The 22,643-nt window shown below is 51.2% G+C and carries 18 protein-coding genes; 10 read left to right on the forward strand and 8 right to left on the reverse strand.

The window, feature by feature from the left end; all coding sequences use genetic code 11:
- Positions 1-2 precede the first annotated feature (2 nt).
- Positions 3-986 (forward strand): UDP-glucose 4-epimerase GalE, encoded by a 984-nt coding sequence (gene galE / locus GP475_RS06755; protein WP_187973682.1) that lies wholly within the window; start codon positions 3-5, stop codon positions 984-986.
- Positions 987-997: 11 nt separating this feature from the next.
- On the opposite strand, the gene GP475_RS06760 is transcribed toward galE, so the two are convergent.
- A complete protein-coding gene (locus tag GP475_RS06760; RefSeq protein ID WP_187973683.1) occupies positions 998-2,080 on the reverse strand; it encodes a DUF4192 domain-containing protein in 1,083 nt (360 codons plus the stop codon).
- A 214-nt stretch (positions 2,081-2,294) separates the two neighbouring features.
- On the opposite strand from GP475_RS06760, the gene GP475_RS06765 reads away from it, so the two are divergent.
- Positions 2,295-3,428 (forward strand): PAC2 family protein, encoded by a 1,134-nt coding sequence (locus GP475_RS06765; RefSeq protein ID WP_187973684.1) that lies wholly within the window; start codon positions 2,295-2,297, stop codon positions 3,426-3,428.
- A 33-nt stretch (positions 3,429-3,461) separates the two neighbouring features.
- Positions 3,462-6,005: a DEAD/DEAH box helicase gene (locus GP475_RS06770; protein ID WP_187975836.1), complete on the forward strand. Its 2,544-nt coding sequence runs from the start codon at positions 3,462-3,464 to the stop codon at positions 6,003-6,005.
- Positions 6,006-6,084: 79 nt separating this feature from the next.
- On the opposite strand, the gene GP475_RS06775 is transcribed toward GP475_RS06770, so the two are convergent.
- Together GP475_RS06775 and GP475_RS06780 are read right to left on the reverse strand one after the other, a co-directional pair.
- Entirely contained in the window at positions 6,085-6,609 is a 525-nt protein-coding gene (locus GP475_RS06775; protein ID WP_187973685.1) for a carboxymuconolactone decarboxylase family protein, read from the reverse strand.
- The gene (locus GP475_RS06780; protein ID WP_187973686.1) at positions 6,609-7,205 is read right to left on the reverse strand and encodes a peroxiredoxin; all 597 of its coding nucleotides are present in this window, start codon (positions 7,203-7,205) and stop codon (positions 6,609-6,611) included. Before GP475_RS06780 ends, GP475_RS06775 begins: the two co-directional genes overlap by 1 nt.
- 151 nt (positions 7,206-7,356) lie before the next feature.
- Here GP475_RS06780 and GP475_RS06785 point away from each other — a divergent pair, with 151 nt between their 5' ends.
- Together GP475_RS06785 and hrpA are read left to right on the forward strand one after the other, a co-directional pair.
- Positions 7,357-8,307, forward strand: a complete 951-nt coding sequence (locus tag GP475_RS06785; protein WP_187973687.1) for a hydrogen peroxide-inducible genes activator — start codon at positions 7,357-7,359, stop codon at positions 8,305-8,307.
- Between the two features lie 36 nt (positions 8,308-8,343).
- Positions 8,344-12,249 carry an ATP-dependent RNA helicase HrpA gene (hrpA, locus tag GP475_RS06790; protein ID WP_187973688.1) on the forward strand — a complete coding sequence of 1,302 codons (3,906 nt, stop codon included), beginning with the start codon at positions 8,344-8,346 and terminating at the stop codon, positions 12,247-12,249.
- A 29-nt stretch (positions 12,250-12,278) separates the two neighbouring features.
- Here hrpA and nrdR read toward each other — a convergent pair whose 3' ends face one another.
- On the reverse strand, positions 12,279-12,737 hold the full coding sequence (gene nrdR / locus GP475_RS06795) for a transcriptional regulator NrdR (RefSeq protein ID WP_187973689.1): 459 nt from the start codon (positions 12,735-12,737) through the stop codon (positions 12,279-12,281).
- Positions 12,738-12,778: 41 nt separating this feature from the next.
- Entirely contained in the window at positions 12,779-13,144 is a 366-nt protein-coding gene (locus GP475_RS06800; protein WP_187973690.1) for a hypothetical protein, read from the reverse strand.
- Positions 13,145-13,375: 231 nt separating this feature from the next.
- Here GP475_RS06800 and lexA point away from each other — a divergent pair, with 231 nt between their 5' ends.
- On the forward strand, positions 13,376-14,077 hold the full coding sequence (gene lexA / locus GP475_RS06805; protein ID WP_187973691.1) for a transcriptional repressor LexA: 702 nt from the start codon (positions 13,376-13,378) through the stop codon (positions 14,075-14,077).
- 252 nt (positions 14,078-14,329) lie between these two features.
- Positions 14,330-15,109, forward strand: coding sequence for a DeoR/GlpR family DNA-binding transcription regulator (locus GP475_RS06810; protein ID WP_187975837.1), 780 nt, complete (start codon positions 14,330-14,332; stop codon positions 15,107-15,109).
- A 75-nt stretch (positions 15,110-15,184) separates the two neighbouring features.
- Here the strand turns inward: GP475_RS06810 and ptsP are convergent, their stop codons facing one another.
- On the reverse strand, positions 15,185-16,876 hold the full coding sequence (gene ptsP, locus GP475_RS06815) for a phosphoenolpyruvate--protein phosphotransferase (protein WP_187973692.1): 1,692 nt from the start codon (positions 16,874-16,876) through the stop codon (positions 15,185-15,187).
- 220 nt (positions 16,877-17,096) lie between these two features.
- On the opposite strand from ptsP, the gene GP475_RS06820 reads away from it, so the two are divergent.
- The 3 genes from GP475_RS06820 (at position 17,097) to GP475_RS06830 (ending at position 20,590) form a co-directional block, all read left to right on the forward strand.
- Positions 17,097-18,071, forward strand: a complete 975-nt coding sequence (locus GP475_RS06820) for a 1-phosphofructokinase family hexose kinase (RefSeq protein WP_187973693.1) — start codon at positions 17,097-17,099, stop codon at positions 18,069-18,071.
- A 39-nt stretch (positions 18,072-18,110) separates the two neighbouring features.
- Positions 18,111-20,177 carry a PTS fructose transporter subunit IIABC gene (locus GP475_RS06825; RefSeq protein WP_187973694.1) on the forward strand — a complete coding sequence of 689 codons (2,067 nt, stop codon included), beginning with the start codon at positions 18,111-18,113 and terminating at the stop codon, positions 20,175-20,177.
- Positions 20,178-20,320: 143 nt separating this feature from the next.
- Positions 20,321-20,590, forward strand: coding sequence for an HPr family phosphocarrier protein (locus tag GP475_RS06830; protein ID WP_187973695.1), 270 nt, complete (start codon positions 20,321-20,323; stop codon positions 20,588-20,590).
- A 92-nt stretch (positions 20,591-20,682) separates the two neighbouring features.
- On the opposite strand, the gene GP475_RS06835 is transcribed toward GP475_RS06830, so the two are convergent.
- Positions 20,683-21,984 (reverse strand): uracil-xanthine permease family protein, encoded by a 1,302-nt coding sequence (locus GP475_RS06835; protein WP_187975838.1) that lies wholly within the window; start codon positions 21,982-21,984, stop codon positions 20,683-20,685.
- Positions 21,985-22,229: 245 nt separating this feature from the next.
- Positions 22,230-22,580, reverse strand: coding sequence for a hypothetical protein (locus GP475_RS06840; protein ID WP_187973696.1), 351 nt, complete (start codon positions 22,578-22,580; stop codon positions 22,230-22,232).
- Positions 22,581-22,643 lie beyond the last annotated feature (63 nt).

The following is a 22,643-nucleotide window of genomic DNA, read 5'->3' on the forward strand; positions in this document are numbered from 1 at the left end:
TCATGAAACTCCTGGTTACTGGCGCTGCCGGCTATGTCGGCAGCGTTTGTGCTGCAGTGCTTTGTGAACACGGCCACGAGGTAGTAGTTATCGACAACCTCAGTACTGGAAACCGTGATGCCATCCCCTCTGGGGCGCGATTTATCCACGGGGATGTCAAAGATCTCGCCGCGTCAGTCCTTGGCGAGGGAGGCTTTGACGGGGTTGTTCACTTTGCCGCCCGATCTCTCGTGGGCGAATCAGTGGAAAAGCCCGAAGAATACTGGCATGGCAATATGGTCACTACCCTGGCTTTGCTCGACGCCATGGTCGCCAATAGAGTCAATAACCTAGTATTTTCTTCTACGGCAGCCACGTATGGGGAACCAGTAACCGTACCTATCACGGAGGATTTTCCTACCTCCCCTACTAATCCCTACGGTGCTACCAAGCTATCGATCGATTACGCCATTTCCTCCTATGCTCACGCCCATGGCATTGGCGCAACAAGTTTAAGATACTTTAATGTTGCCGGCGCCTACGGGATGATTGGTGAAAACCGAGAAATAGAAACCCATCTTATTCCTCTCATCCTTCAGGTTGCCCTGGGGCATCGCGAAAAAATCTTCATTTTTGGCGATGATTGGCCAACCAAAGATGGCACTGCCGTGCGAGACTATATCCATATTCGAGACTTAGCCGACGCCCATCTACTAGCGCTCAACAGCAATATCCCCGGCACTCACCGAATCTTTAACCTAGGCTCCGGTGATGGATATTCCGTGAAAGAAGTCATCGAGATGTGCCGGGAGATCACTGGGCATCCCATTCCCGCGGAAGTAGCACCTCGGCGCGCTGGCGACCCTGCAGTGTTAATAGCTTCCTCGGACAAGATCATCTCCGAACTCGGGTGGTCGCCCAGCCGGACCGATTTGCGAACCATTGTTTCTGATGCCTGGGAGTTCACTCGTCAGCTTCGGGACAAAGCACATTCCGCTCCTCGCTGAAGCGAAAACTCTTAGCCCTTGTTGCCAGCAGCTTCCAGAATATGCTGGTACTGCCCATAGCAGGCCGCTTCTAGTATCAACCGAGCGAGGTTGTGCTCAGGTTCTTCCATCAGAGCTGCAGCAACTGCGGGTTGAATTCTCATACCTAATCCCACTGCAAGGGCTCCCACGGCATAACAGCACAGTGCATTTGCTCGAATGGTTCCTTCAAAGCTACGTGCAACAGCAATCATTATTTTCATGGCTTCTGATCCGCGTTCCACCGCAAAGTTTAAAAACGCGTCGCGCGACATCACGCTGCTCATGAAGCTGGCGCCGTCCACTAACAGGTCACGCCGGCTCATGATATCTTCAGCTGTGAATTGTTGAACGAAATCACCATACTTCCTGATCTGACGGCTATATTTTCGCTTGAGCGCTGAGGCTACTTCAACGTCGACTCCACTCTCAAGGATCTTGACCTTGTTGTAGTAGTGCTCACGAACCTCATTCTGGATTTCGACTAGGTCACCATCATCCCAAAATGGGTTTCCATAATCGAAGAATTGATAGGCCGAGTCTCGATCTAATTCTGGGAGAGTTCCTTCTTTAATCAGAGCTGCCATCGATGGTGCTGCAACAACGCTGCTCATTCTGCCGCTTCCCCATTCGGATGGAGCAATAATCTCGGAAGCCGTCCAAGCTAGCCAAAATGGCTCCTCAGTACAGATCTCCGTAGTCTCGAAACATGCCTCGATTTTGTGGCAGTTTGTTAGTTCCTGCCGCAGATCTGAAAGCTTCTTGCTCGTCTTATTCCGAAGTGCTGCATCTCGGGAAAGGACCAAAGCAATGACCATTTCTACGCTAATCTCATCCAGATGATCCATGATGGATTCACAAGTTTCTCGGCCGTGGTCACTATGAAGTAAGGCGCAGTCAATACGAAGCGTCGGACCTAAAATATAGCCGTCTGGTTTTCGGGGTGAAAAGGCAAGAAACACCACCGAATCATGGGGGTAGAAGCCGAGAATCCCCGGTATGTTTGCGAATAGACCACCTGGAGTAGAAAATCGTGGAGAACTAGTCATGACTGGATAATCTCGAACCATTGACATTATTCACTATTCCTATCAGGGAGATCTGTGGAAAACTTTTCAGCATCTAGAGTTTTCCCCAGATCCACTGACATAGTTTTCTCGAATTCTTCCAGTGCCCATCGTGAGTTAAGATAGTTCCTTACGCGGGAATGAACGTCACGGCTAATATGTTGCACTTGATGTGCTACAAATAGCCAACGGCAGTAATAGCAGAGATGGAGGAAGGTGACTCATGACGGAACCCAATCGCCGCATGTATGAACTGGAGTACCCTTCTCCTAGCGTAAAATCTGAAGGGAATGGGCAAACAACCCTCGTTGTGGCGCTGCAGGGTTATGCCGATGCTGGCCATGCCATCGAATTGGCCTCAGATCATCTCAAGGCTGCTCTCGACAGCCGGCCTCTCGCCCATTTCAACAATGATGAACTCATCGATTACCGCTCTCGCCGTCCAGCCGTGACCATCGAACACAACAACATCACCAATAGCGAAGATTTGACCTTGGATATGCGTGTCCTTCGGGACCCCCAAGGTCATTCATTCCTTCTTCTCAGCGGCCCCGAACCAGATTTACGTTGGGAAGCTTTCACGCAGGCTGTAGCGGATTTAGTTGAGCAGTTCGACGTCACCAACACCATTAGCCTGTACTCAGCGCCGATGACTGTACCTCACACCCGCCCGTTGGTGGTATCTGGCCATGGTAATGCCCCGGAACTGCTACGTCGGATGTTCGGTTTTGATTCTCGATTAATCGTTCCCGGCTCAGCGTCCCTGTATTTGGAACGGGAATTGCACCGACGGGGCCGAAACGTCGCGGGATACACCGCGCAAGTGCCTCACTACCTCTCGGCATCTCCCTACCCGGAGGCTGCCTTAAAGTTGCTTCAAGCTGTTAGCGAGGCCAGCGGTCTGAAATTGCCTCTGGGAAGTTTAGAACGAGATGCCCAAAGAATTGCTGAGCAAGTAAGCGACGGCATTTCCGATAATCAAGAGATTCAGCAAATCGTTGCTGCCCTAGAACAGCAATATGATGAAGAGATCTCACAATATCGAGAAAGCCATCCCCAAGCGATGCTACCCGGAGAGCCTGAGGTCCCCTCCGGGGAACAAATTGGCGAGGAATTTGAACGCTTCCTGGCTGGGTTAGATCAACCTCATCAGGGGTCTGAGGACCATCACCCCCCGCTATTTGAGCTTCCGGAGGAGCCTCCGCATCCGCCAGAAAACCATCCTCACTATTTCCCTGAGGATCTTTTCAAGGCTGATCCTCAAGAAGGTAGGGATCCGAATAATACTACTTTCGAGGATGATCCCGATGGCTCACCCTCCCCTGAGGACGAGGGATATAACGAGGGTCCACACTAAGCCAGTAGGCTAGTCGCTGTGAATCTTTCAGCGATGCTGCCCGACCTCCGTGACGTTCCCGAGTCCTTACTCGACGAATCTATTTTTGATTCCTTTGTATCGTGGACTCGGGATCACGGAATCACCCTTTACCCGGCCCAAGAAGAAGCATCTCTGGGTATTCTCGCCGGCGACAACGTAATCCTAGCGACACCAACTGGTTCCGGGAAGTCGATGGTGGCTAATGCCGCCCATTTTATCGCCCTCGCTCGGGGACAGCGGAGTTTTTATACCGCACCCATCAAAGCATTAGTGAGTGAAAAGTTCTTCTCCCTCTGCGAAACCTTCGGCCCCGAAAACGTGGGGATGATGACCGGCGATGCCACCGTCAATGGACGTGCCCCTATTATTGCGGCCACCGCGGAAGTAGTAGCAAATATCGCCCTTCGCCGAGGTACAGATTCCGGCATTGACCAGGTCATCATGGATGAATTCCACTACTATTCCGATCCAGACCGCGGATGGGCCTGGCAGATTCCACTTCTGGAACTACCTCAAGCGCAATTCCTATTAATGTCAGCTACCTTAGGAGACACTGATGCTCTCTCTGAGGATTTAAGCAAGCGAACGGGTAGAACCACCACCTTAGTTGCCAATTCAGAAAGACCTGTTCCCCTCGAGTTTTCCTACGTCTACACCCCCATCCACGAAACGATCGAAGAATTACTTAAGACGTCCAAAGCACCCATCTATGTCGTGCATTTTTCCCAACGAGAAGCCACCGAACGCGCCCAGGCGCTGACCTCAATGCGCATTATCGACTCCGAAACAAAAGAGAAGATTGCTGCTGAAATCGGTGATTTTCGGTTTAGTTCTACTTTTGGGAAAACGCTTTCCAAGCTCCTTCGTCGCGGAATTGGAATTCATCACGCCGGAATGCTTCCCAAATATCGTCGCCTCGTAGAAAAGCTTTCCCAAACCGGTCTATTAAAAGTCATTTGCGGTACGGACACCCTGGGAGTGGGGATCAATGTCCCTATTCGAACAGTCCTTATGACCGGATTAACGAAGTTCGACGGGCATCGAGATCGCATTCTCAAGTCTCGGGAGTTTCACCAAATCGCCGGACGAGCTGGACGAGCCGGTTTTGATACATGTGGGACTGTCGTGATTCAAGCACCCGAACATGAAATTGAAAACTGGCGTTTGCGGCAGCGAGCCGGCCAGGATCCGAAAAAACTGAAGAAACTCCGGAAAAAAGCAGCGCGGCCAGGTGAAGTTACGTGGACGGAAAAGACCTACGAGCGGTTGACTCAACAAGAACCGGAACCGTTGACGTCGCAATTTAGGGTATCGAATTCGATGCTTCTCAACGTCATCGCTCGGCCTGGGGACGGCTATCAGCATCTTAAACACCTGTTGCGAGAAAACCATGATACTCGGACAAAACAAAATCAAGAGATTTTAACGGCGATTGATCTTTTTCAAGGCCTGGTCAACGCCGGTATTGTCGCTAAGGTCCCCGACGGTCGCGATGATGAGGGACGGATCTATCACCTCACCGAGGATCTCCCCTTGGATTTCGCCTTAAACCAGCCCCTTTCCCCCTTTGCCCTAGCGGCATTGAGTCTCTTAGATCCGGACTCCGATACTTTTACCTTAGACATCATTAGCACTTTTGAAGCTATTCTTGATGACCCTCGTCAAGTCCTTCACGCTCAACAGCGAGCTGAACGCAGTGAAGAATTAGCCGCTCTCAAAGCAGATGGGGTAGATTACACCGAACGCATGTCCATTATCGAGGACGTCACCTACCCCATGCCACTTGCTGATGAGTTGGAGCAGGCCTTCGTGACCTTCGCCGAAGGTCACCCCTGGGTTAAGGAATTCGATATCTCCCCGAAATCAGTCGTCAGAGACATGATTGAGCACGGTATGACTTTCTCTGACCTGATTGCCACGTACGGATTAGGGCGTTCGGAAGGGGTAGTGCTTCGCTATCTCACGGATGCATGGCGCACGCTAAGCCGCTCAGTGCCCGATGAATACTACACCGATCAGCTAGATGATGTTGTTGAGTGGCTAGGTGAAATGATTCGTCAGGTTGACTCCTCACTCGTGGAGGAATGGGCGCAAATGTCTGATCCTGATACTCCGATTACTCCGGAAACCTTGGAGCGAGAACGCGCATTTGGCATCAGTGATCCAGACGCGCTGACTGCTAATCGGCGAGCTTTTGGAATTATGGTGCGAAACTTCATGTTCCGCCTGGTCGAGCTTTTCGCCTTTGAAAAAGAGGAAAGACTCAGCGACATTCTTGATTACCTGGATACTGCTGATAAACCTGACTGGCCAGCAGCCCTCGATGACTATTTTGATAACTACGCTGATCTAGATTTAGGGCCGGACGCCCGCGGTCCGGAATATTTCTCTATCGAAGACCAAACTCTCAGCGCTGGACGGGTCTGGAAGGTTCGTCAAATCATGAAAGACCCCGAAGGCGACAACGCTTTCCAGTTAGTTGCTTATGTTGATCTTGATGAGTCCGATGCTGCGGGTGAGGTTAGACTGTCTCGACTGGAATTAGTGAGCAATTAAGAAAACACAACCGCCACCGGAGGAGTTTCCGGTGGCGGTGAGGTGTGTTCGACGAGCTATGTTGACGTCGAGCTTCTAACTAGCGGGCAGCCTCGATCTGAATGCTCTGAGCAACTGCTTGCACTACGGCAGCAATCTTAATAGCTTCCCAGACCTGTTCTTTGCTGAAACCTTCTTCACGAACAGTGTGAGCGTGGGCCACACAGCAGTGCTCGCAACCGTTGATGGACGACGCAGCCATGGACCACAGTTCGAAATCTGCCTTCTCCACACCGGGTTTAGCAATGATGTTCATCCGGAGACCAAATTTGACCTGGGCGTAATCATCTCCGAGCCAGTTCTTAGCCCGATAAGCCACATTATTCATGGCCATGATGCTGGCGGCACCTAAAGCAGCATTAACAGCTTCATCGGAAAGATGCTCGCTGGCTTCTTCCGAGATTTCCGAGAACACCGTATCATTTCGAGTAGCTGCTGCGGAGGCCAGCAAGCAGCCCCACAGTTGCTGTTCATTGAGCTCGCTGGAACGAATCAAGGATCCCAAGTTCAATTTGAGGTCCTTGGCGTATTCCGGCAGGCTGGAGCGCAAGTTATCAATGCTCATTACTTAAGAGCCCCCTGCACAACTTCCATCTTGTCGATGTTCTTCGTGGGGTCATTAGCCTGCCAGTTGCAAGCACAAACTTCTTCAGACTGCAACGCGTCGAGAACGCGCAGCACCTCATCGACATTGCGTCCCACAGCGTCGGGAGTAACCGAAACAAATTGAATAATGCCGTCGGGATCAATGATGAAGGTAGCTCGATCAGCCACACCAGCGGAGTTTTCCACACCCAGGGCACGGATGAGATCGTGACGGATGTCGGAGAACATCGGGAACGGGATTTCCTTCAGCTCAGGGTGGGTTGCCCGCCAATTGAAGTGGGAGAACTCGTTGTCGGTGGAGCCACCCAAGATCTGGGTGTCGCGATCTTCAAATTCCTCGTTGAGCTTGCCGAAAGCTGCAATTTCCGTCGGGCACACGAAGGTGAAGTCCTTCGGGTAGAAGAACACAACCTTCCACTTACCTTCGTACTTGTCTAGCGAGACGTTCTCAAAATAGTCCTCCGGCTGCTGCGCATTGGCCTTGTGCAGGTCTCCACCTTTTAGTGCGGTGAGCTCGAACTCGGGGAACTTTTCGCCAACGGTCAAAATCGCCATAACTTAACTCCTCCTCAGAGTGTTCTTTTCTAGGCCAGATCTAAGATTTCCTGGCCAAGGCAACCGAATGGCTGCCAACGACCCCCATTATGCACACCGAATCCCGTCGCGTCAATAGGAAATTACAACCAAGTCCGTTATAGTTATAGGTGTGTTTAATAAAGACTACCGACCCACCCTCGCTCAGCTTCGAACATTCGTTACTGTTGCTGAAAACCGCCACTTTGGCATTGCGGCAGCAAAATTAGGCATCTCCCAACCTTCTCTTTCTCAGGCCCTCGTGTCATTAGAAACTGGGCTCGGCGTGCAATTGATTGAGCGCTCCACGCGCAAGGTGTTAGTCACCCCCACGGGATTAGAGCTTCTACCTCTTGCTAAAGCCACGCTTGATGCCGCCGATGCATTTTTAGCCCGATCCAAAGGCGTTCAAGGCACTCTTACTGGGTCGCTGACGTTGGGGATTATTCCTACTATTGCCCCATATCTGCTTCCTGACTTATTGAAGCTTGTCCACGCGGACTACCCAGAACTGGAACTCAGCATTGTTGAAGACCAAACCCGCCACCTGGAAAATATGCTCCGGGACGGGCAAATTGATATGGCTCTTATGGCAGTACCTTCAGAATTACCGGGGATGCGTGAGATTCCGCTCTATTATGAAGACTTCGTTGTTGTGGTGCCCGAAGGCCATAACTTAGCCGGTCGCCATGACCTTGATCTGGAATGTTTAGAAGATCTGGACTTACTGTTATTAGATGACGGGCATTGCCTCCATGACCAAATTGTTGAACTGTGTCGTCAGGCAAATATCAAGCCTTCAGATGCCGCCCACGCTATTACCCGTGCGTCTAGCTTGACCACCGTCATGCAGCTTGTTGTTGGCCACATGGGTAGCACCTTGGTCCCCGTATCCGCGGTTGCAGCAGAATGCCAACGCCCCGGTTTAGCTACGGCTACGTTCGACGACAATGTCACCGCCCGACGCCGGGTGGGTCTGGTCTATCGCCATTCCAGTGCCCGTGAAGAAGAATTTATGGCTTTCGGAGCGATGATCACCCGAGCCTTTAATTCCGTTGCTCGCCAAAGTCGCGCGCTCCTCTGAGTTTCCTCCGATACAGAGCTAGAATCTAGCTTCAGTATGTCTCACTCTGCCTCTTCCCCCACCCGCGCTGATCTTTTTTCTCGACTCCCCCACGTTTCCCTCATCGAGGAACGTCGCTTCCGTCGGAGATTAAAAAAGGCCCGCTCCAGCTCCGCTCTCAACGCTATCGCACGAGATATTTCTGCCGCTGAACACCGCCTTCAACGTCGTCTCGACGTAATCCCTGAGTTGTCTTTCCCGGAACAACTGCCGGTGAGTGCGCGCAGATCTGACATCGCAAAGGCAATTGAAGAAAATCAGGTCGTTATTATTGCCGGCGAGACAGGTTCGGGTAAAACTACACAGATCCCCAAAATTTGTCTCGACATAGGCCGGGGGCGCCGGGGGCTGATCGGTCACACTCAACCTCGCCGCTTAGCCGCTCGCAGTGTTGCTGAAAGAATTGCCGAAGAACTGTCTCAACCAATTGGCTCGACAGTGGGCTACGCCATCCGCTTTGATGATCACGTTTCACCAGACACCAGCATCAAGCTGATGACAGATGGAATCTTGCTGGCAGAAATGCAGCGAGATCGCTTCTTTAACGCCTATGACACCATCATCATCGACGAAGCCCACGAACGCAGCTTAAATATTGACTTCCTCCTGGGTTATCTGAAACAGCTGCTGCCGAAAAGACCGGATCTCAAGGTAATCATCACCTCAGCTACTATTGACCCAGAGAGTTTTGCCCAGCATTTTTCCCAGCCCGATGGCACCCCAGCTCCCATTATTGAAGTTACTGGCCGAACGTACCCAGTCGAGATACGGTATCGACCCTTAACCCAAGAAAAGGGCAAAAAACTTATCGATATTGATCCGCTAGATGGTGTAATCTCCGCCTGCGAAGAACTCATGGCTGAAGGGCCCGGGGATATTTTATGCTTTTTCCCTGGAGAAAGAGATATCCGCGATGCTTTAGAAGCCATTGAGGGACGTCGCTGGAAAGGAGTTGACGTCACTCCCCTCTTCGGCCGCTTATCTAACCAGGAACAGCACAGAGTCTTTGCTCCTCACTCGGGCCGACGCATTGTCTTGGCCACCAATATCGCGGAAACGTCACTCACCGTACCCGGAATTCGCTATGTGGTAGATACCGGAACCGCTCGAATTTCACGTTATTCCTCTCGCACTAAGGTTCAACGACTACCCATCGAGGAAATCTCTCAGGCTAGCGCCAATCAGCGTGCTGGCCGGTGCGGACGAGTTGCTGAAGGTATTGCCATTCGTCTTTATTCTGAGCAAGATTTTCTGGCTCGGCCGGAATTTACCGATCCGGAGATTTTGAGAACAAATCTGGCAAGTGTCATTTTGCATATGGCTCATTTACATCTGGGAGACATTAGCCAATTCCCCTTTGTTCAAGCTCCAGATACAAAAGCCATTCGAGACGGTATAGCACTTCTTCATGAATTAGGGGCTTTAGAGGGCAAAGAAAAACATCATGAACCTGTGTTGACGAAAGTTGGAAAAACCTTGGCGCAAATTCCGGTTGATCCGCGGATGGCTAGGATGCTTATCGAGGCTGATCGACTGGGTTGTCTCAGAGACACCATAGTGGTTGTGGCGGCTATGACGGTACAAGATGTCCGTGAACGTCCCTTAGAATTTCAGACCCAAGCAGCCCAAAAACATGCGCGCTTTAGAAATAAGAAAAGTGACTTCCTGGGGATTTTAAATTTATGGGATTATATTGATGAACAGCGCAAAGAGCTATCAGGAAACCAATTCCGTAAAAGGATGAAAGCTGAATATCTCCATTATCTCCGAATCAGAGAATGGCGAGATTTAGTTTCCCAGCTTCATGATGTCACAAAAGATTTGGGCTGGACGGAGCCAGAATTCCGAGCCGAACAACGTGACCCTGAAGCAATTCACCGATCCCTCCTATCGGGTTTGCTATCTCATATCGGAGTCAAGGATTCCTCCACTCCTGATTTCCAGGGTGCGCGTAATACCCGTTTCCGTATTTTCCCTGGATCGGCGCTTTCCAAAAAGCCGCCACATTTTGTTATGGCGGCGGAGCTCGTCGAAACATCTCGGTTATGGGCTCGTGAAGTGGCTGAGATCAAGCCGGAATGGGCTGAGAATCTAGCGCCGCATTTGCTTAAGCATCACTATTCCGAGCCTGTGTGGTCTGCGAAGAAGGTTGCTGCGCAGGTACATCAACGCTCTACTCTTTTTGGTGTCCCGGTCGTCGATGACCGGCTTGTTCCCTATCACCGAATAGATCCACGTGCCGCCCGCGATATGTTTATTCGCCACGCACTAGTCGATGGGGAATGGAACACCCATCATGAGTTCTTTCATCGGAATCTCGCTGCATTGGATGAAGCCGGAGACGTCGAAGATAGGCTACGGCGCCGTGGGATTGTCGCCGATGATGAGGCACTATTCCAGTTTTATGATGCTCGTCTGCCGGAGTACGTAACCCACGGCAAGTCTTTTGACTCTTGGTGGAAGAAGAATCAACAACAACACCCTCACCTCTTAGATTTCGATAAAAAGGCTCTGTTGAGTGAAGAAGCCGAAGCAGCAACCGAGGTGGATTTCCCAAATTCGTGGACTCATTCTCAACATCAATTTGACTTGTCTTATCGCTTTGAGCCCGGCCATCCTCAAGATGGGGTTACTTTGCATGTTCCCCTGCCCATGTTGGCTTCAATTGATGCCACGGAATTTGACTGGTTGGTTCCTGGGTTGCGCTATGAATTGCTAACCGAACTGATTAGAAGCCTGCCGAAGACTTTAAGGCGGAATATAGTTCCGGCACCTGAGTATGCTGAGAAAGCTCTTCAACGACTACGCCCCTACGCCTCATCCCTGACTGCTCAGTTAGCTGAGATTCTCAGTGATCTAGGGGGGCAACGTATCACGGCGGAAGATTTTCAGCTTGGCAAAGTCTCTCCGCATTTAAAGATGTCCTATGCGGCTATTGACCGTCATCAAAAAATAGTCGATGCGGATAAAGATTTAGCTGCCCTAGTCAAGCGCCGAAGCCAGCAAATTAGGTCATCAGTTAGTCGCGTGAGTCGCAATGTGGAAAGCACGGTCGTTAAAACCTGGAATCAAGATACGCTAGGGACAATCCCTCGCAGCATCATGACGACAGTGGACGGACAAAACGTTGAGGCATATCCCGCGTTAGTAGTCAGCGCTCAAGGATTATCTATGAAGGTTCTCCCTACCCAGGCCGCAGCAGATACGGCGATGATGACCAGCATTCTCACCCTCCTGTTACGGGAAATCACTGTTGGGGTGGCACCAATGATCAAAGGGCTTCCCTTGCAACAAAAAGTAGCTATTGATCGCTATCCTCACGGTGGCGCGGATGGTCTTATCAACGATGCTCGGATAGCGGCGACCAGGGATGCTCTGATAGCAAACGGTGGCCCAGTGCGTGACCCCGATGAATTCACCATATTGTTGGGGAAGGTGAAAGATGAAGTACCAGGTCGGGTCAGGAAAAGTGTGGTGGCCTTGGCCCCCGCGCTGGTGAAATTTGAGAAAATTCAAGCCGAATTAGCCACCTGGACTGGCGAGGCAATCGTGGATATGCAGAGTCAGCTTGACTTCATGTTGCCTCAGAATGCACTCACGAAATATGGGATTTCCCGCCTTCAACACTTGCCACGTTATCTCCAAGCCATTGAAATTCGTTTAGAGGAAATGAGCCGCGATCCGGATCGAGACGCTGATCGTCAGGACCAAGTGGAAGAAGCACAAGAGTATTTAGCGAAGAAGCTCACGAAACTTCCACCGAACAGAGCTCAGTCCACAGCTGTTCGCGATATTCAGTGGCTCATCGAGGAGTTCCGCGTTAGTCTCTTCGCTCAACGTCTAGGGACAGCTCAGTCCGTTTCTATGCGGCGTATTCAAAAAGCAGTAGATAAGCTGCGCTAGTTTCGCTAGGAGCACTTGACCACGAATAGCTACTCTTCGTGCCGAAATTTCCGACGCATTAACCTGATCTCGCTCTCAAAGTCTTCTGCTGAATCGAAAGACTTATATACCGAAGCAAAACGCAGGTAGGCTACCTCATCCAACCGGCGTAAAGGTTCCAAAATTGCAAGACCAATGTCATTGGCCGCCACCTGCGAACTACCCTTTTTCCGAACAGCTTCCTCTACTTCCTGAGCAAGTAGTTTCAAAGCATCGTCGGAAACATCCCGGCCTTGACACGCCCGACGTACACCAATGATCAGTTTGTCGCGACTAAAAGGCTCAGTAATACCGTTTCTTTTGACAACGAGAAGCACCGCCTTTTCCACAGTGGTAAATCTCCCACCGCAACTACTGCACTCTCGTCGCCGCCTAATCGTCATACCCGCGTCGATGACCCGTGAGTCGATCACTCTCGAATGAGGAGTCTGACAAAAAGGACAGAGCATGAAGCCAACCTCGCACTAGGAAGAATTCTCAGCTGTATATCCTAGTGATCTGCTGGTACATGAGAAACCGCCTGGGTCCCATAAGAATTACTGTGGAGGTCATCGACACTATCCAAAAAAAGAAAACCTCCCAGGAGGCTCAATCCGAACACACCTCCGAGAATAAAATTCAGTACGTTGGTGCGTCGAACCTGGTAATTTCGACTCCCGTTTCCTGAATTCCCCTGCGTTCCCGCAATGCCATAATCACGTTTATATGTTCGATTCATCACTGATAGTGTTCGCACATTATCTCCATGCTCCGAATCCTTGGACATAGTAGGAGGATCCCAGACCTGGCCTTTAAAAGAGGGCCGAGAAGCGTGAAAATTGCGCCCTAAAATGCATGGTTTCTGAGCAATAGTCATTTCCGAATACCTTTCATTTCAATGTCATTGAACGTTCTGCGCTAGAGATACTAGACCTTCCAATGGACCATCCCGTTCTCTTCTTCGCTTCTATGTTCGATTTATAGCAATAATTCGAACATTTGTCCAGAGTTGTCGGTGTTTTAGTCGAACAGCTGTACCAAGATGAGCTAAAGTAAGGTACAGTGAAGTGAAGTACCGCATCGAAGATTGATGAAGAAGGGGAAGTATATGCCGCGGAAAAAGGGGGTTCGGACCTCAGTTAATAAGAAGTTAGATCAGTCAGATTTATCTGAGCGTCAACGGCGGATCTTGCAAGTTATTAATGACGCCGTCGTGCTTCGCGGATACCCCCCGAGCATTAGAGAAATTGGTGACGCTACTGGTTTACAGTCAACCTCATCCGTCGCCTATCAGCTCAAGGTTCTGGAAGAAAAAGGGTATCTACGGCGGGATCCAAATAAACCGCGAACCGTGAATCTTCGACTGCCGGATCAGTACACCTCCCCACAGCAGCGTGCGAAACAACCTGAACCCGACATCGACGCTGAACGCACCCCTCCTAGCTACATTCCTATCGTGGGGGAGATTGCAGCGGGAGCCCCTATCCTCGCTGAGGAAAATATTGCCGACTACTTCCCACTTCCCGAAGAAATTGTTGGAGATGGTGAATTATTCATGCTCAAAGTCGTCGGGCTTTCCATGAAAGACGCCGGCATTCTTGACGGGGATTGGGTAGTTGTTCGTTCACAACCAGTTGCAGAAGTCGGTGAATTCGTCGCCGCCATGATCGATGGAGAAGCAACAGTCAAAGAATTCCACCGCGATCGCTCAGGAGTGTGGTTACTTCCCCACAACGAAAGTTTTGATCCCATAAAAGCCAACGACGCCATCATCATGGGGAAAGTAGTCAGCATACTCAGAAAACTCTAATTCTGTTTCCACCACCTGCCCTCACCCCCATTTTTGGTTAGCTCTCTGACATATTTCTTCTCTCATCCGACCTCAACACGCACACTATAAGACCAGGTTATCGCCAGATTGTGCCCGATTATCCGCAGTACTTTGGGTATAGTCGGGCATCTCTTATGCCCGATCCCACGCATAACAACATAAATAGTGGGAACATAGAAACGTGAATGCCCATTTTCGCTCACAATGGGGGCACAAAGTTTAAGGATGATGATGTACGCAGAGGAAAGACGGAGACAAATTGCCTCGCTGACCGCAGTGGAGGGAAGAGTCAACGTCACAGAACTAGCAGGTCGCTTTGACGTGACCGCTGAAACCATCCGACGAGACCTCGCTGTTCTTGACCGAGAAGGGATTGTTCATCGAGTCCACGGCGGTGCGGTTGCTAGTCAGAATTTCCAAACCACTGAGCTTAGCCTTGACACTCGATTTCGTTCTGCACCCACGGCTAAATCAGCAATAGCTCGAGCAGCACTGAAGTATTTACCTGAACCTCATGGCGGAATGTTCCTGGATGCCGGAACCACGGTCACGGCTTTGGCTAATCTCATTGCCGAACAACCACATGCCCGCGACTGGTCAATCGTCACCAACTCTTTAGCGACTGCTCTTGACTTGGCTAATAAAGGGATGAGTGAAGTCCAACTCCTCGGTGGCAGCGTACGGGCTATCACTCAAGCAGTCATCGGTGATACAGCTTTGCGAACCCTAGCTCTCATGAGGGCTGATGTAGCGTTTATTGGCACCAATGCTTTGACTATTGATCATGGACTATCAACAGCGGACTCTCAAGAAGCTGCCATCAAATCTGCCATGGTCACAAATGCGCACAAAGTTGTAGTGCTATGTGATTCCACAAAGATGGGGAATGATTATTTGGTGAGTTTCGCTGGTATTGATGACATAGATGTCGTCATTACTGACACCGGAGCCGCAGACACCTTTGTTCGAGCTCTACGAGAGCGAGATATCGAAGTCGTGTTAGCAGAGTGACCATACCCCGTCATTGAACACTTAAGGCCTAGGCTTCTCTGCGAGCCTAGGCCTTAGGTTTAAGCAGATGCCAGGTTATCCCAGCAAAATAGCACGAACGGCTTCGCGAGCCTCTTGAGCGCCAGAAGAATCAAGCGCAGCTTCCGCAGCTTTTTGGCAGGTTTCAAGATCGACTTCAGCTAACTGAGCACCGACACCAGCAACAGCAGTTGAGGCGGCAGATAAGGAATCCACTCCCAAACCAGTAAGAACACAAGCCAAAAGTGGATCAGCTGCTGCCTCACCACACACCCCTACTGGGGTGCCGGTGCGTTTGCCTTCTAAACAGGTATGTTTAATGAGTCGAAGAACCGCAGGCTGCCAAGGATCCGTCAAATAAGCCAGCTGGGGAGACATACGGTCGGCGGCCATGGTGTATTGGGTGAGATCATTCGTCCCGATGGAAACAAAGTCCAGATAGGGCATGATCTTATCGGCCATAAGTGCCGCGGCTGGCACTTCAATCATGGCGCCGGCGGTCAAACCGCGCTCCTGGCACAGCCCAGCAAACCATTTTGCTTCCCTAGCGGTAGCCAACATTGGAGCCATCACCCAGGTAGGGGCTTGTTCCCCGCGCCCAAGCTTCTGAGAAGCCAAGGCAATAGCGTCGAGCTGCCTGGTCAACAAGGCTTCGTTATCTCGAGCAATACGCAATCCTCGTACCCCAAGAGCGGGATTCTCCTCTTCTGACATATTTGCGTAGGCAATCGGCTTGTCAGACCCTGCGTCCAAGGATCGCACTACCACCTTCGATTCAGGATAAGCAGCTAAAACCTTTGAATATACCTCCGCTTGTTCTTCGACGCTTGGCTCTTCCGTCGCGTTTAGGAAGCACAATTCGGTACGGAACAGGCCAATTCCTTCAGCCTGGGAACTCGCGGCAATTCGCGCCGCGTTGCCATCCTGAACGTTGGCAAGTAACTGGACTCTGTGCCCATCGCGAGTTGTAGCTGGCCCCACCCAGCGGGCGATAGCTTCAGCGCGGCTTCGTGACTCGGCAACCATCTGCCGGGCTTCTTCAGGGTCGGCATCAACAGTGACTGTACCCAGCGCCCCATCGACCAATACCACTTCACCGGCCGAAATATTACGCAGCGCGACGCCCGCCGCCACGATACACGGCAGATTAAGCTGACGAGCAATAATGGCCGTGTGGCTGGTCGGCCCGCCAAGCTCGGTGACTAACCCGATGATATGGGTTGTATCAAGGGCCGCAGTATCTGCTGGAGAAAGATCATCAGCGAACAGCACCGCTTCCTTGGAAACCTGCGGCAAGCCAGGTTCTGGTTCGCCGCGTAACTCAGCAACGACCCGGTCGCGAATATCCTTGAGGTCCATCGTCCGCTCTGCCATTACCCCACCGGCAGCCTCAAACATGTTGACGAACTTATCCGTCGCCGTCACCACGGAATATTCCGCCGAATGCCCACCCCGGACATTCTTCCGCACTGCCTTTTGCCAGCCCCGGTCCCGAACCATCCCGGCTGTTGCCTTAAGAACTTCAGCAGCAGGACCTTCAGCTTGTTCTGAACGGTTTTCTAGCCGCTGAGCTACAGTCTCAGCGGCTGATTGAAACCTTTCATATTCAGCCTCACGATGTTCTTCAGGGACTGCCTCACCCCCTTTAGGAAGCTCAGGTCGTGGTCTAATCCATACCACCGGAGCATAAGCGATTCCAGGAACTACACCCGTGCCGGAAACAGGCACAGAAGGAGAGGACGCAGACATAACGCCACCTATCTACATAAGGGGATCATTCTTAATTACAAGCACACCATAAATTCAGGAATACCGCAAAGACTCAAAAAGCAAAGCCTTGACTTTCGGACACATTCGGACATACAATACACACAAACAAAAATGAACGTGTCCAAGACCTCATCTGGTTCCGGAAGTGTTGTGTGCTATACGGAACCACGAATTGTTCACATCCCAAAAGGTAAGTGCTGTGATTGTTACCCTGACGCTTAATCCGAGCATCGATGCTACCCTCGCTCTCGCCGAACCGCTGGAACGAGGCAGCGTCCATCGCCTTGACTCAGCGACTCGGGTTGCTGGAGGGAAAGGCATCAACGTCTCAAATGCCATCCATCGTGCCCAATCTCAGACGTTAGCTATCTTCCCCAGCAGCATAGATGATTTATTTATCTCCCTACTCAAAGAAACCCAGATCCCTTATCGCTCTTTCCCTATTAACGAAGCAATTCGAACAAACACCACGGTAACTGAACCTGATGGTAAGACAACTAAACTTAACGGTCCTGGCCCTAGATTGACGCCGGAAGAAATCGATGGATTGGTTGAATTAACCCTCGCTGAAGCACAACAGGCGCAGTGGATAATTCTTGCTGGATCTTTACCTCCCGGCTGCCCCGAAGACCTATATTCCCACGTGATCAGGAAACTGAGAAGTCAGCAACCAGACTTGAAGATAGCTGTTGACACATCAGATGCTGCGATGGTGGCGTTGGGACAGAATCTTAGCGACGCTTGTCCGGACCTCATTAAACCCAATGGCCTCGAACTTGCTCAGCTCAGTGGAAATCACGGGGAATCCTTTGAAGAAGCGGCTGCACGTCGAGAATTTTCAGGAATTCTTGCTGCCGCTCAAGAACTACAACAACGCGGCATCCCGGAAATCCTCGTAACCTTAGGTGCATCCGGAGCCGTGCTGGTCACCCAGGACGGTGCCTGGCATGCTTCTCCACCCCCCATCACTGTGGTATCCACTGTCGGGGCTGGGGATTGTTCCCTAGCCGGATACGTTTTGTCCCGTAGCCGTGGAGCTGATTATCCACAATGTCTAAAGAATGCGGTGGCCTATGGATCCGCAGCTACAGCCTTACCAGGAACCACTATTCCTAGTCCTGAGCTGATTCACCCAGAGGCTGTTCAACTAACCCACTTGAAAACTCATCCCTAAATTCCCCATATCCCTATCAACTCAAGGAAGTTGCATCCAATGAATGCCGACCTCATCACCCCGGAGCTGGTGGTTCTGGATCAATCACTGGGAGATACCCCCGCCGATGTCATCACCGCCTTAGCCGCTCTAGTGACCCGAGCTGGCCGCAGCACCAGCACCGAACAGTTAGCCCAAGACGCTCAAGCACGGGAAAACAAATCACCCACCGGAGTCCCCGGCGGTGTGGCCATCCCCCACTGTCGATCTCGTGCAGTAACCCAAGCGACACTAGCGTGCGCCCGACTCTCCCACAAAGTTGATTTTTCAGGGCCGGACGGACCAGCAAACCTAGTTTTTCTTATCGCTGCACCGGAAGGAGCGGGAAAAGACCACTTACGTATTCTTTCCTCCCTAGCCCGAGCCCTCGTGCGAAAAGATTTCCTCGCTACTCTCAACCAAGCCCCGACCTCTGAAGAGTTTGTGCAGTCAATAAAGGAGGTGCTGAACCGCCCCAAGAAAACTGCCGACGCTACGAAAGCAAGCAGCGCGCAGGCGTCGGAGCTAAACACCAAGAATGAAGCCATTACCCGAATTGTGGCAGTTACCGCCTGCCCCACCGGAATTGCGCACACCTATATGGCGGCGGATTCATTAACCCAAACCGCCCAAGGCCGAAACGACGTAGAACTCCACGTAGAAACTCAGGGTTCTTCTGCCGTCACCCCCCTTGAGCCAGCAGTAATCAGCGCCGCAGACGCCGTTATTTTTGCCACCGACGTGGGGGTGAAAGACCGAGCACGCTTTGCCGGAAAACCCGTGATTAGCTCGGGGGTGAAACGAGCTATTAACGAGCCAGACCGGATGATCGACGAAGCGATTCACGCAGCTCGTACTCCTGGTGCACCTATAGTGCAAGCACAAGGAGACGGACACCAAAGCGAAACTAGCGACACCGAATCCGCAGTGGCGGAAAAACAAAGTTGGGGTCGACGCATACAGCAAGCTGTCATGACCGGCGTGAGCTACATGATTCCTTTCGTAGCTGCTGGCGGTCTACTTCTAGCACTGGGGTTCCTCGTCGGCGGATCAGATATGGCCAATGCTTGGAAAGCGCTCGCCACCGGCTTCTCCCCCACCAATTTACCCAGTCACACCATAGTTTCCGACGGAGAAACCTTCACCTTTGAGCGCTCCGGTTGGTTGCTTTACCTCGGTGCTTTGCTTTTTGCCAGCGGCCAAATGGCTATGCAATTCATCGTTCCAGCTCTCTCTGGATATATCGCCTACGCCTTAGCTGGCCGTCCTGGAATTGCGCCTGGTTTTGTCGGCGGAGCTCTTTCCGTTCTCCTTGGTGCCGGTTTTATTGGTGGCCTCGTCACCGGAATAATCGCCGGCTTAATAGCCATGTGGATCGGGTCATGGAAAGTACCTCGGGTGATTAGCTCCCTCATGCCAGTTGTCATCATCCCCCTTCTGTCTTCTCTATCAGTAGGGCTGCTAATGTTCTTGCTCCTAGGCCGACCACTCAGTATGGCCATGGACGGAATGCAAAATTGGCTCACCAGTATGTCTGGATCTTCAGCAGCCATCTTGGGAATTATCCTTGGCATGATGATGTGCTTTGACCTCGGTGGGCCCGTCAACAAAGCCGCTTACCTCTTTGCTACCGCGGGACTATCTACCGGCGATGAAGCAAGTCTCAAAATTATGGCAGCGGTCATGACCGCGGGTATGGTTCCGCCCATCGCCCTGAGCATTGCCACCTTCGTGCGGAAATCTCTCTTTACTCCAGCCGAACAAGAAAACGGTAAATCTGCATGGCTGCTAGGACTGAGCTTTGTCTCTGAAGGCGCCATTCCTTTTGCAGCCGCGGACCCCCTCCGGGTCATACCCGCCATGATGACGGGCGGAGCTGTCACCGGCGCCCTCAGCATGATGCTTGGGGTAGGAACTCAATCTCCCCACGGCGGAATCTTCGTCATTCTAGTGATTCAACCACAATGGGCATTTTTAGTGGCCTTAGCTGCCGGAATTCTAGTATCCACGCTCACGGTCATAGCACTCAAGCAATTCTGGCCTAGCAAGGCTAACCGCCTTGGAGCCAGCAACCATGAAACTGCATGAGATTTTCTATCCCATTGCAGATATAAAAATGCTGTACTTCCTGGCAGGTTGAGGAAATAACACCTAAAATATATAAAGAACCGAACTTGGTACGAAGGGTGACCATACCAGCCAAGTTCACACTCAAGAGGAAAGGAAAACCCATGGCCTCCAAGACCGTTACTGTCGGATCTTCCGTTGGGCTCCATGCCCGTCCAGCATCCATCATCGCTGATGCCGCTGGAGAGTACGATGACGATATCTTCCTCACCCTAGTGGGGTCAGAAGATGATGAAGAAACCGACGCCGCCTCCTCTTTGATGATCATGGCTCTTGGCGCGGAACAAGGGGATCAAGTTACTGTCACCTCAGATAATGAAGAGGCAGTGGAAAAGATTGCCGCGCTCATTGAAAAGGATCTCGATAACGCTTAAGAGGCTTGAGACCACACCAGAACCGGGGTTAGTTTACAACGACCAACCCCGGTTCTGGTGTATCTTCGGCTGGAGGAATTATTGAGGAAGTGTTAATAGCGCGCGGATTGTCCTTCTCCCACGTGACTATAGAGCCATTTAAGGACCGGGTAGGCCACAATAATTCCACCTGATCCCCAGGCAATGCCTTCTAAGTTAAGAGGTCCGACGGCCAAGGTGAGGTTGCCGATACCTGCGATTAACGCTATAGCTGCGGTGGTTAAATTAACTGGATTATTGAAATTGACCTTATTGTCCTGCCAAATTCGGATACCGAGCATTCCGATTAAACCGTAGAGAACAATAGTGGCACCGCCTAAAACCCCGGTGGGGATGGTAAAAATAAGCGCCCCGAATTTAGGAATAAAAGCCAAAGCTATGGCGGTGAAACCGGCCACCCAATAAGCCGCCGTTGAATACACCCGGGTGGCTGCCATAACACCAATATTTTCGGCATAGGTGGTAGTTCCGGAACCACCGAATCCACCGGCTAAGGTTGTGGCTAAACCATCACCAAAAAGCGCCGTGCCAGCGAGGTCATCGAGATCGCGGCGAGTCATTTCACTAACGGCTTTTACGTGGCCGACATTTTCTGCAATTAAGACAATGACCACAGGTAACGCCACTAAGATGGCAGACGCGGAGAATTGCGGAGCGTGGAACGTAGGAAACCCGATCCATGGAGCATGTGCAATAGCTTGGCGCGAGCCCTCAGCAAGATTGCCAGTGACGGCGGCGAAAATCCAACCCACCACGACGCCAATAAGAATTCCTAGGCGTGAAATCATGCCGCGGCCAGCAACAGTCGCCACAATGATCACCACCATTGTTACCGTGGCTACCAGTGGTTGAGCCTGAAAATTTCCGGTTGCTGCTGGCGCTAGATTCAGCCCGATGAGTGCCACGATGGCACCTGTGACCGCTGGCGGCATGACCGCGTCGATAACTCGTCGGCCTGCGATTTTCACCAGAATACCGACGCCCATTAACACGAGACCGACAAAAAGCACCGCTCCAGTCTGAGCGCTAGGACCTTCTGCCTGGCTAGCTGTAAGCGGAGCTATGAACGCAAACGATGATCCCAAATATGAGGGAAGTCGATTCCGGGTGAGGAGAAGAAAAATGAGCGTCCCCAGGCCGGAAAACAGCAAGGTGGTATTGACGGGGAATCCAGTGAGGGTAGGCACCAGGAGAGTTGCCCCAAACATGGCAATGACATGTTGCATACCAATGCCAATAGTGCGGGACCAGTTCAATCGTTCCTCTGGGGCTACGACCCCACCTGGTTCAATATGTTGTCCGTCGCCGTGAAGCGACCAGCCAAATAGTCGACCCGGAGATTCAGGTTGCTTAATCACGACCTGATTATAGGAGGAAAAATGACGTGGTGCTTTGTGGGGCAATCAGAAGGATGAGGCGGCTATTTATCTCGTAGCGAGATTCCTCGCCGATACCGCGGTTGTAGAGAAGGTGACAGCTGTACTCAATGGGAGGGCAACAGCAAAGGAACTATGATTCACTAGTTTCTAGTTTCAGGATTCCAGTTTTTAGTAAGGGGGCTGCACTCAACACCATCCCGGCTACAAAAGAGGTTTACCTGCTAATCCTGGGGACTTTCATAAAGTGACCATCCAAAGTCAGGTTCGTCATTAACTTCATAGAAGTCTATATATTCACCGTGTAGTACATGTAAATCCCAGTAGCCATCTTTTTGCAAACAGGCCAGCATTACTGCGTAATCTCTACCCTCAGCAACATCATTTGACCACGTGATTACCTCTTGCACGGATGAAGCATGCAGAATTCTATACGAGGAACGCAGAAACGTTTTACCCTCGATGGGATCCGGAGAGGTTTCCTTCCAAAAGAAAACCCAATACTCTGGATGATCTAGAAAACGATTTGAATATCTTAGTGAAGTATTATCCGGCTTAAATTTCTCAATCTCCATAAAATCCGTCCTTATCTATCCTGCAATTTACTAAATGAATTCATAATATTTGACTACCTAAGA

The organism is Corynebacterium poyangense, assembly GCF_014522205.1.
GTDB classification, from domain to species: domain Bacteria; phylum Actinomycetota; class Actinomycetes; order Mycobacteriales; family Mycobacteriaceae; genus Corynebacterium; species Corynebacterium poyangense.